The organism is uncultured Nostoc sp. (assembly GCF_964247315.1).
Lineage (GTDB): Bacteria > Cyanobacteriota > Cyanobacteriia > Cyanobacteriales > Nostocaceae > Nostoc.
This window is the reverse complement of the sequence record NZ_CAXTTT010000004.1, coordinates 84,032-95,882: the sequence shown is the minus strand read 5'-3', so window position 1 is coordinate 95,882 and position 11,851 is coordinate 84,032. Positions and strand designations below refer to the sequence as shown.

General features: G+C 42.3%; 6 protein-coding genes and 1 pseudogene. 5 read left to right on the top strand and 2 right to left on the bottom strand.

Annotation, left to right across the window (positions count from 1 at the left end):
- Positions 1 to 283: 283 nt before the first annotated feature.
- Positions 284 to 487 (top strand): annotated as a pseudogene (locus ACFE93_RS02545) (hypothetical protein); the annotation flags it as partial.
- Positions 488 to 940: 453 nt separating this feature from the next.
- On the top strand, positions 941 to 1,744 hold the full coding sequence (locus tag ACFE93_RS02540) for a PEP-CTERM sorting domain-containing protein (protein WP_375471873.1): 804 nt from the start codon (positions 941 to 943) through the stop codon (positions 1,742 to 1,744).
- A gap of 384 nt (positions 1,745 to 2,128) precedes the next feature.
- Here the strand turns inward: ACFE93_RS02540 and ebsA are convergent, their stop codons facing one another.
- Entirely contained in the window at positions 2,129 to 2,503 is a 375-nt protein-coding gene (gene ebsA, locus ACFE93_RS02535; RefSeq protein ID WP_104905290.1) for a type IV pilus biogenesis protein EbsA, read from the bottom strand.
- Positions 2,504 to 3,154: 651 nt separating this feature from the next.
- Here ebsA and ACFE93_RS02530 point away from each other — a divergent pair.
- On the top strand, positions 3,155 to 4,561 hold the full coding sequence (locus ACFE93_RS02530; protein WP_375471872.1) for a glycosyltransferase: 1,407 nt from the start codon (positions 3,155 to 3,157) through the stop codon (positions 4,559 to 4,561).
- 131 nt (positions 4,562 to 4,692) lie between these two features.
- Here the strand turns inward: ACFE93_RS02530 and ACFE93_RS02525 are convergent, their stop codons facing one another.
- Entirely contained in the window at positions 4,693 to 6,741 is a 2,049-nt protein-coding gene (locus ACFE93_RS02525) for a DNA polymerase III subunit gamma/tau (protein WP_375471871.1), read from the bottom strand.
- A gap of 345 nt (positions 6,742 to 7,086) precedes the next feature.
- Between ACFE93_RS02525 and ACFE93_RS02520 the strand changes: the two genes are divergently transcribed.
- Positions 7,087 to 7,782, top strand: a complete 696-nt coding sequence (locus ACFE93_RS02520) for a hypothetical protein (protein WP_375471870.1) — start codon at positions 7,087 to 7,089, stop codon at positions 7,780 to 7,782.
- A 197-nt stretch (positions 7,783 to 7,979) separates the two neighbouring features.
- Positions 7,980 to 11,834 carry a tetratricopeptide repeat protein gene (locus ACFE93_RS02515; protein WP_375471869.1) on the top strand — a complete coding sequence of 1,285 codons (3,855 nt, stop codon included), beginning with the start codon at positions 7,980 to 7,982 and terminating at the stop codon, positions 11,832 to 11,834.
- The last annotated feature ends 17 nt before the right edge of the window (positions 11,835 to 11,851 follow it).

Here is an 11,851-nt window from a genome sequence, read left to right as displayed (position 1 = left end):
GCATCGGCTTGCATTGCGAATGCAGCGGCCGCTTTGTTAATGCATTAGCTTGCAAAAATTAACACCTCCTCCTCAAGGTTAATTATTTAAAAACCCCAAAAAATTTGTAAAAAAAATTCTATGATTGAATCACGCCAAATAATTTAAGGATGCAAAAAATTGTCAAGGCTTTTTTGTAGCTTTTTTAGTCAGGGCTGGCTGCTATGCATACAAGGCAGACTACATTAACTTGCAAAGCTTAATGGTGTGAGAAAATATCATACTGAATTAGAGTCAATGAGTAATGACTATAGATGAACTAGTATTGCTACTAAAAGCCAGTCAAGCAAACGGTTTAACGACGCTTCAAGAGTTGATATTGCGTTCTTCCTGGGAAGGAAAAACCTACACCAATATAGCCGATGAAGCGCACTCCGGCGAGGAACGTGTCAAGAAAATCGCTGCTCATTTATGGCAAGTACTGAGTAATTTTTGCAAAGAACCAATACTTTATATTTCCAACAATATCTCAAAAAAAGCGAGCATTTCAACAATACTCATGTTGAACTGTTGAAACAAGAAAATCAACACTTGCTCGTCCTCCCTAACTTAGATGAACTGACTTAATTAGTAAATAGCCGCTACTTTTAAATCTACCTGTTACTTTAGTTAATGCTGTTGAAGAAGCACTCTATCAAACCAAAGCTAAAAGACGCGCTCGCGTTGTAGTTTAACATAAAACTTATAATCAAATCACGAAATTGAAATTGATTAATAAGGCGATTGTCTCTAACATCCTTTGCAAGCGCAAGAATAAAAATAGCAATTGACAATACTTTTTCTTATCGATGAAACTTCCATCACCAGCTTGGGAATAATAAATCATGCTGGAGAAATATTTGTAATGAATCTCAGCAGATTAGGTGTGTTTACCATCGACAATTAAAGGAACAATTTGTTAATGAAAGTGAGTTCATCAGGAATTAAGCTAGGTATTGCAGTTGTTAGCAGCAGTTGTCTTGCAGCAGTAGCGATCGCTATCAGTGGAGCAAGTGCAATTGCTGCTCAATTCATCACAATTGAAAGCACTGGCACATTATCAGGAACTATCGAACTTCCCAGAAATAATCCTAATTTCAATAACAGTATTACTCGTATTGATACGGATAACACTGGAACTTATTACCGGAACTTAGGTACTAGTAATAATCCTAATTATGTTCCTGTATACCAGTCAGACTATTTAAAGGTAGAAACACGCCCAGATTGGAGTCTGCATTACTTTGTTGACTTTAAAGGTATTCCGATTGTCTCGTTTGATGGTGTTCTGACATCGCCAGTTCTTTCTAGTGGTCAGCTGACACCCTTCCTCTACCAAGGACAATTGGCAGGAACCACATTTCAAGGAGTAGTTCAAGATGAATTTAATCTCACAAAAGCTTTCTACACTGGTACTGTTATCGACCCAGACACCGGCAAGAAGTATCAAGGTACTTTTGAAGTGAGTGGATATGGAAAGCGATATAGTAATCCCAATGGTAGTTTAACTCCCACGGTCTTTAATTTTCAGTCTGACATCCCAGGTTTGCCAAGCGTAACATCTTTGACTATAACTAACGCTACCTTGGCAAATTTAAGAATCAAAGTACCTATAAATGAAACTTCTATTCCAGAACCTGCTAGTCTTCTCGGAACTTTGATGGTAGCTAGTTTTGGTATCGTTCTGAAAAGAAGAAAAGATATCGGACTTAGGAAGACGTTTTAAAACTGAAAGGCTGTTGTAAGAAAGCTCACAAGGCTTAAGCTGAATTGTAAACATCAGCACCTTGTGAGCAAATTTCTTTAAAAAATAAGGACTAAAGTGTTTACTACGAACTTGCTTACCTATTAATTTTGAGCGATAAGAGAACGAACCGCATACTCATACGGAAAAGCAAGCTACGCGTTAGCGTCTCCCCTTCTCCCAAAGGGAGAGGCTAGCGCCAAGGGAGAAGGGCCCATTCGCGTAGCGTCTCGTTAGAGAAGAACGCAACGTATAAGAGATAAAAAAGAGAAATTTAAAACTGATTCACCTATCAAAACTTTTGGGATAGACCATTAGTGTAATTTTAAATACAAGCCGGATTTGCAAAAGTCCGGCTGAGTTTAATCAATCATCTATACGCAGTAGCTTGCGGTAAAACGGTTGTGAAAAATCGGTCACGCGATAACGTTTATAGTTGTCCATAAGTTCAATTAAAAAATTAATAAACTCGAAACTAGCCATCATTAGTTCATAACTCAGGTCAGCATTGCCATCAAACTGAATTCGGCAACGGGTTAAGTCTGAGGGTAAAGTAGCAACATTCCAGGAGGCGACAAAGGGGACATGTTCGCTGGCTTCGATCTTCCGATGTCCTTCCAAGACCCCTTTTTGATAAAGACTGATGGCATAGGGTAAGAAATTGCGCCTAGCACCCTGAACATAAGGTAAGTAAACACTGGCTTGTTGTTGAGTTGCAGGCTGGAGTTGCTCAATAGACATAGTTAAATATTCCTCAAGTTAGTTAGCAACTGGGGATATTAGTGGATATTAGTAGTATTCCCCAAAGATGTGTCTAAAGCACATAGTGGGGATGGGGCATAGGGAATAGAAACTGGGGGACTGGAGAGCAGAGGAGTGAAGTTCAAAAACTTGTCAGTAAGTATCAAAGACTTATCCCTTATGCCCCATGCCCAATAAATGAAGTTACTACTAAGAAATATTAAAATTTCGGTTACAATAATGCTGCATTAACTGTTATCGAATTTGGGAAAGATAACACTAAAAGTGTCTACTGTAAAGTGGTGGATACCGTTGTTGCAGTTTTTCCCAACAAAAAACTGCTGCTACCTTACTATTACTTTACCCGAACCGCAGTTCTCATTGGAGAAAGTCCGACTCTACAAGCTTCCTGCCCAAGTGGCTATCAAAGGAATCAAGCCTCTGTCTAAGAGTAGCAAACGTGGTTAATGCGAGGTAATTACGTAGATGGCGGTGACAACAAAGGTAGTCCCAGCGGCTTTTAGCTTAGGGATAGCGGGTATTGCAGTTTGCCCATTCCGATTAATATCGGGAAAAGTAGCTTAGGGATATTTGTCCGTAAAATTACTAACTGTAGACAAATACTGGTTTTTGAATCAAGCAACCTAATCTATGCCAGCGAATTCCTGGCCCGAAGAAGATTCTTATCAAGAGCTTGATCCGCTCAACTCCTTGTTGTCTGACCTATCAGCAGATGAGGAGTTAGTGTTAGAGACAGATTCTGTATCTCTAATACCCCGGTTTCAAGGTCGTAGAGGCAAAGCAGCTCTAGTCTTGACTATCGTCTGGAGTGGCACGATCGCTCTACATTTAGTTTCTTGGGCTTCCATTATTATTCTAGGACTGACCACCATTCTAGGATTTCATGCTTTGGTGGTAGTGTTTACTAAATCCCGTCGCTATCCAAAAGAAATACAGGGAGATTTACCTTCTGTTTCTGTGCTAGTGGCTGCGAAAAATGAGGAAGCGGTAATTGCTAAATTAGTCAAAAATCTTTGTAATCTGGAGTATCCAGGTGGGCAGTACGAAATTTGGATAATTGACGATCGCAGCAGTGATAGCACGCCACGTTTATTAGCAGAACTCCAACAGAAACACGACCATCTGAAAGTACTAAGGCGTTCAGCAGAAGCTACTGGTGGCAAATCGGGGGCGTTGAATCAGGTACTGCCGCTGACAAAGGGCGACATTATAGCAGTATTTGATGCTGATGCCCAAGTGACACCAGACTTGCTGCAACAAGTAATACCTTTATTTCAAAGAGAAAACGTGGGGGCGGTACAGGTGCGAAAAGCGATCGCCAACGCTAAAGAAAACTTTTGGACTAAGGGTCAAATGGCCGAAATGGCACTTGATACCTGGTTTCAGCAACAGCGGACTGCCCTTGGTGGCATTGGCGAATTGCGGGGCAATGGTCAATTTGTCCGACGTTCAGCCTTGGAAAGCTGCGGTGGCTGGAATGAAGAAACCATTACCGATGATTTGGATTTGACAATCCGTTTACATTTGGACAAATGGGATATTGAGTGTGTTTTTCAGCCAGCAGTGCAAGAAGAAGGAGTGACAAGTGCAATTTCACTCTGGCATCAGCGCAACCGTTGGGCAGAAGGCGGATATCAACGTTATTTGGATTATTGGGATTTAATTCTCAAAAACCGCATGGGAGGGCGCAAAAGCTGGGATTTGCTGATTTTTATGCTAATTATGTACATCTTGCCGACAGCAACAGTCCCAGATTTATTAATGGCGATCGCTCGTCATCGCCCACCCATGTTAAGTCCCATCACAGGGTTATCCGTTACTATGTCGATGGTAGGGATGTTTACAGGTCTAAAACGGATACGTCAAGATCAAAAATTCCCACTTTCTACATATTTGATGATGCTGGTGCAAACCCTGCGTGGCAATTTATATATGTTGCACTGGTTAGTCGTCATGAGCAGTACTACCGCCCGGATGTCGGTAAGACCAAAGCGCCTGAAATGGGTGAAAACATTGCATACCGGAAATGAAGAATAGAGAATAGGGCATGGGGCATGGGGAATAGGAAATGGAGCGGGGGATGGGAAATAAGGGGATGATGGAGTAGAGGAGTAGGGCAGACTTTCTTAGGATCTTTTCCCAATGCCCAATGCCCAATGCCCAATTTTTTATTCATCATCTACTTCTGATTCTTCTACCCATTCTGGTGTAGTTATGGAATCGGAGAATTCTGGGAAATCATCTGCAAAGCGGATAATTTGTCCGTTGAAAAATTCTGCTACACGTTGAGCTGCGATCGCTACTTCGTCAGGTTCCCAATCAGGTACAGGTGTTCGCTGTGGCTGTGGAGACAAAGTTTGTGTCCTATTTCCATTTGCCCCATTTCCATTTGCCCCATTTCCATCTACGCCATTTCCATTTTTTGCTGCTGTCGGTGCTGGTGGTGGCGTAGTTGGCTGTGGTACTGGCGCTGGAGACGAAATTTGCTGGTTGTAACTGGGTGTGGGTGGCTGCTGAACGCGAGTAGAGTCTTTTGGCGGAGGATTTTTTTTGGCTGAGGTAGAGTTTGAAGAAGTTCCTTTTTCTAAATTTATCTGGATTTCACGCTGGAAAGTCTGCTGGAAAGCTGCCGTAATCATTGGTAGATAAGATTTCCCCTTGTCAAACCATGCCTGTTTAATAGCAATTCGAGCCACAACACCGTCGAACTCTATGAGTTGGCTCATTTGACGCAGCATTTCTTGCCTTGATTTTGGCTGGAGGTTGGCAAGCACTTTTTGCCAAATCTGAATTAAGTCATATTCAGCTTCGCCAACAACTTCTGAAGTAACTGATTCAATATTCACTGATGGCACAGGAACAGCAACAGGTTCTAGGGTTGGTGGTGAAACTGAGTCAGTAACAGAATTGTGATTTGTTTGCTGTTCAACTGGGGAAGATGAAGTGACGGGTTGATTTTGGGCAGCTGCTTGATGATTGGCAGATGCAGAATTATGATTTGTTTTCGGTTCAGCTAAAGGTACAGAAGAGACTGGGTGATTTTGGGCAACTGCTGGAGGATAGCTTGGAGATACAACAGGTATATTAACTCGCGGCGTGACACTTGCGGCTTGTGGCTGAATATTCGTCGCACTCGGTAACAATCCTAGTAATGTTACCTCCAACCACAAACGCGGCTGGGTGGTATTTTTAATTTGTACTTCAGCTTCTCGTAAGTGTTTTTGTCCTGCCAAAATCACGCTCATATCGAAGTATTGAGCAAATTCAATCAGCACTGTCCAGGTTTGCTGAGTACAAGCAACCAAATCATGGCGGTTGGGTGCTGTTTTGGCTATGAGTAAATCGCGGTAAAAAGCGGCGAGATTTTGCAGAATAGTTAGGGGTTCTCGACCACGATCTAGAATGTGGTGAGTACAGTCTAAAACGGCTTCCGGTTTATCTTGAGCGATCGCATTTAAAAGTGCTAGCAAGTCCTGTTCGCTTACCGTCCCCACCAAATCCCAAACTCGCTCTGGTGTCACTTTACCCGCTAACAAACCCAATTGGTCGAGCAAACTTTCGGCATCCCGCAACCCTCCCTGAGAAAGTTGGGCTACCAGGGTGACAGCATCGGGTGAAATATGAATGTTTTCATAAGATGCGATCGCACTTAAATGCTTCACCATCGCCTCTAATTGAATGCGTCTAAAATCAAACCTTTGACAGCGCGAAATAATCGTTGGTAACACCCGTTGTGGGTCTGTTGTCGCTAACACAAAAACTACGTACTTAGGTGGTTCTTCTAGTGTCTTAAGTAGCGCATTGAATGCCTGAGTACTGAGCATGTGGCATTCATCGATTACATAAACTTTGTAGCGACACTGCACAGGAGCAAACTGGGCTTTTTCAATCAATTCGCGGATATTATCGACACCAGTATTACTGGCAGCGTCGATTTCAATTACATCTAAGGCGTAGCCCTTGGCAATCCCCTGACAAACCTCACACACACCACAAGGTTCGGCAGTAGGCTTGTCACTTTTGAGACAATTGAGGGATTTAGCCAGAATCCGGGCACTAGAAGTTTTCCCCGTACCTCTAGGCCCAGTGAACAAATAGGCAGGGGCGATTTTGGATGTGCCGATCGCATTCGTGAGGGTAGTAGCGATCGCCTCTTGACCCACCAGTTCAGCAAAACTTTTAGGACGATATTTGTGGTGCAGGGGTTCGTAAGACATGGAAATATAGACTTCAATGCCTTTCAAAGTTAATTACTAGCACCGAGTCGAGTTTGGGATTCAACTATTTTAAACTCTCATACCTGCTTTGTTTATCGATGTTGCCATAGCGCCAGACTTAACTAATGCCGTAAATTTTGGCACTCAGGAAACTTGCAACCAGATATGATTTCAACATCAATGTATGGGAATTATAGCATATCATTTAGTACATTTGTTCTGATTAAGAAGTGGAGAGCAGGGAAAAAATTCTTGACAAATGACAAATGACTATACGTTTTATTGACTGAACTAACGCCATAGTCCAGTGCGATCGCTACAATTTTATAGATAAAGTAAAACTCGATGGTGCAGCAGATGCTCAAGCGGCTATTTCAATGGCTCAAAAAGCTTTTTCAGAGCTTGTTTGGTGGAAAACAGACTACCTCAAAATCTAAGGGAAATGTGGTAAAAGAACCAGCACCACCCTTAAACGATACGGATCTGGAATTTCTCTTCAACGAACTGTTGCAGGGAGTACATCAAGCAAGAGGGGAAGCATGGGCACAAAAGTGGCTGCATAATATCGAACATCGGATCACAACTCAAGACTGGGTTGAGTGGTTAGGGCGCTTTGGCGACAGATTGCTCGCATCTCCGACACCAAATAATGAAATGGCGGCGCGATTAGTGCAATTGGGTGAATTGGGCGTCGGAGAAATTGGAGATGTTGCTTATAATATCGGGATGCAGTTGTTGACACGCAATGAAGGCGAACCAATTTGGGAATACGAAGGGCCAGATGCTTTTAGCACTCCTTTGACTTCTGAAGTAGCCACCCCAGTATCAGAGTCAGCAGATGCACCAGACCCCCCAGAGGGAGAATACCAAACTGTCACCCTAGAACAGTTGTTTGTGATGTTGCAGGAGGATGAAAACTTACGCCAGCAGATTGCTCAACAGCTTGCTGTTGAAACAGACGATCCAGAAGTGCTTGTCCAGGCATTAATTAGTCAGTTATATCCTGCTGGTCAACCGACTACAGAGCAAACTGAAAATTAACTGCTTGCCAGAGTCAAATTCAAGAGTAAAACCTGGGAATTGTAACGTTGTAATGCTATGCTCTTGAAGATTTGTATATTTTTTGCTAACCTGCTACGGAAGCGCTGTCCGAATCGAATGGATTTTTACGTAATTGATGATTTTTTTAACACAACGATGGCTACAATCTAGAAAAACAAAATCCAAGAGTGTGGCAGATGCTCAGGCGGATATCGCAGTCGCTTAAAAGGTTTCTAAAGCGCCTCATTGCAAGTAAACAGAATAGTTCTCTCAAGGGTGCGAGAGGACGCAATCTGGTGGAGATACCACCAGAACTAACCAATGCGGATCTGGAACAATTGTTTATCCAATTGTTAGAAGGCGTGCATCAAGCACGAGGACGACAGTGGGCATTGAGGTATCTGCAACGAATCGAAAATCGCATTCCAGCTGAACGCTGGATAGACTGGTTGGTGACGTTTGGTGAAAGCTTGCTAGCTTCACGTACACCAAATCCTCTTTTAGCAACACAGATGGTGCAATTGGGGGAACTTGGTGTTGGCAGAATTGGAGAAGTTGCTTATGACATTGGCATTCGGCTAATGCAAAACTTACCTACAGAAATAGAACATCAGGACAATCAGGCACAAGATGATGTAGAAAGTACTCCTGGGCAAGAACTGATCCGCGATTTTGGCGAACAGTTATGGGAGTACGATGAGCAAAATGTAATAGAAACTACTCCTGGGCAAGAACTGATCCGCGATTTAGGCGAGCAGTTATGGGAGTACGATGAGCAAAATGTGGTAGAAAATACAACCGATGAAGAAATTCTCCCAACTTCCCCCGGACAAGAGCTAATCCGTAACTTAGGCGAACAATTATGGGAGTACGATGAGCCAGATGTTGAACCAATAACGTCAGCACCCCAAAATGCCTCTTTTGAGGAGAGATCGCCCGAAAACTTAGAGGAAATAGTATGGGAGTATCAAAGGGAAAACGCCCAAACCACAATACCAGAAAATATTCCTCTTCCGGCACCGGAAGATTCAATTACCTCGTTAGCCCAATTGAGGTTTGACGATGAAGAAGTTGTTCAAATTACAACACCAGCAAATCTCCTTTCCACTAGACAAAAGACTGAATTAGCAACGTCTTCTTCGGTGGAAACCTGGGATAACACTTTGACGAATTTAGAGCCGAATGTGGCTAATACCTTAGATGAGTTGTGGGTAAAATTGGATCAAAGTACCAATTTAGTCCAGCAACTTGCTTCGGATTTGGCAGTTCAAAGCAGTAATTCCCCTGATATTATTGAGCGAAATAGCGAGAATCCGATTACCCACGCTCAAGGGTGGTTTTACCAAGGTCTAAGCCAAGCGAAAACAGGCGATTTGTTAGGCGCGATCGCATCTTATGATCAAGCCATTGAAATGCAACCCGAATTCTCAGAATATTGGTTTAATCGAGGCTTGACGCTGTTCCATTTAGAACGTTTTGATGAAGCGATCGCCTCTTACCAAACCGCCACAGAACTGAAACCCGACTACTACAAAGCTTGGTATAACCGGGGTGGAACTCTCGGAGAATTAGGATACTTTGAAGAAGCGATCGCTTCTTTTGACAAAGCTATAGAAATCAAGCCAGACTATCAAGAAGCGTGGTCTAGCAAGGGTTTGGCACTGCTGAAATTAGGTTGGCTACCAGAAGCTATTGCTAGTTATGACCAAGCACTGCAACTCGAACCAGAAGACCAGGAAAACTGGTATCACCGAGGCATAGCCCTAGCTGTCAGCGAACAATTTGCCGAGGCGATTATATCTTACGACAGAGCTATAGAAATTGACCCAGAGTACCACGAAGTTTGGATAGATCGAGGTGTAGTGCTGTTTAATTTAGGCAGGTGGTCAGAAGCGATCGCCTCCTGGGATAAAGCCCTGTCAGTTCAAGCCGACTTCTACTTAGCTTGGTACAACCGTGGTATAGCATTAGACAACTTAGGACGTAGACAAGAAGCGATCGCCTCCTATCGGCAAGCGATCGCCATTAAACCCGACTTCCATTTAGCTTGGTATAATCAGGCATTAGCACTGTTTTATTTAGAACAATTTGCCGAAGCGATCGCCTGTTATGATAACGCTTTGCAAATTAAACAAGATTATTGGGAAGCTTGGATTGGTCGGGGAACTGCGATCGGTCATTTAGTTGATTCTGACGTATTATTGAATTTGTCGAGTAGTATCATAGCGACAAATCCCACCTTACAACAGGGCGGCTACGAAGGAAAATTAGCCAGCTACGAGGAAGGGTTAAAGCATCTGCGGACAGATACCCATCCAGAAGGTTGGGGTAGATTGCATTTTGCGATCGCTAATACTTACTACGAGCAAGGCAAAAAACATACCAATCCCCGCGATTCTTGGCGCAAAGCTGCATCTGAGTACCATCAAGCGCTGTTAACCTTGACACTAGAATATTTTCCCCAGTTGCACTTAGAGGTTTTGCAATCTTTAAGCAAAGTGTTGATGGGTTTGGGACAAACCACACAAGTTCAAGAATTGCTGCAACGTGGGACAGATTTATTGCGACAATTACTGAGTGAAGAAACTCGCTCAGACGAAAGTAAAAAACAGCTAGCTCTAAAATTTGCAGGTTTCAATCAATTAGCAGTTGATTTAGCTGTGGAGTCGGGTGATGTAGTAGAAGCTTGGGAAATTGCCGAACAAGGTAAAAATGCTTGTTTAAACTGGCTGCTTTCTGGTTGGAATGATAATATTTACTCGCCTTATTATGGCGCAATTCAACAACTATTCAATCCCACAACAGCAATTATTTACTGGCATATTAGTCCAGTTGCCCTACATACTTTTATTCTCAAAGATCAAGCGCCATCACCAATTCTCCTATTTACACCTATACAAGATACTAGGGTAATACCTTTAGGAGAAGACGCTATCCGTCTAAATGAATTGCCTCTACCCGAAGCAGTGCAACGCCTAATTGAATTTGAAATTTGGCTAGAAGATTGGCATCAACAATACCAAGAATATCGCAGCACAGCCCACGACAAAGAAAGTAAAAGTCAGCATTCTTGGCGAGTTGATATGGAAGAGAAACTGTTGCAGCTGTATGAAATCCTGAATATTTCCACAATTGCACAGGAACTCGAAGGCATCACCCAACTGGTCTTAATTCCTCACCGTGACTTGTACAGATTGCCCATTCATACACTTTTCCATCTTTCTTCGCCATCACCAGAAGAGTTACCGAATGTGGAATCAAATTTCAGCTTTACCTATCTACCTAGTGCCAAAATAGGTTTATCAATCAGAACTGAGGATATTTTGCAGTGGCAAAATAAGTTATTGCTCAGTGTAGAACATCCTGAAAGTACAGGTTATCCCCCACTGAGATTTGCCAAACTGGAGTCTGAAATTGTTGGTCAGATGTTCAATAATATCCAACAAATTGAGGGAGCAGAAGCTACGAAAAGTATTGTTGAAAATGCCTTATCTAATAATTATAATATCTTGCATTTTACGGGTCATGTCACTAATAATCTAGCTGAACCGAAAAAATCAGAATTAGCATTAGCGGGTGAAGACAGACTTACTCTAGATGAAATCTGCCAACAAAATCTAGATAGTTACAACCTTATTACCCTCTCTGCGTGTGAAAATTTAAGTGCTAGTAACTATACTATCAGCAGCGAATATGTGAGTTTAGTTACTGGTTTTGTGAGTCAGGGCGTTCCTCATGTAGTGAGTACACTTTGGAGTGTAGAATCTTCAGCTAGTGCCTTGGTGATGATCGAGTTTTATCGACGATTACAGCCAAATAAATCAGCAATTACTGCTTTAGCTGAAGCAACACGATGGTTGAAAGAACTAACTGCTGGAGAAATAACAAAATGGTATGAAGATATCTTGAATAATCTGCATCCTCAAGAAGTAAGAATTCAAACTTATTTAGCGACACAACTATATAGAAATAGTAAAATGGCATCAGATAAAAATCTTTATAATCATCCTTATTACTGGGCAGCATTCACGATTATGGGTAAGCCGAATTAAAATAATTCGTAATTCGT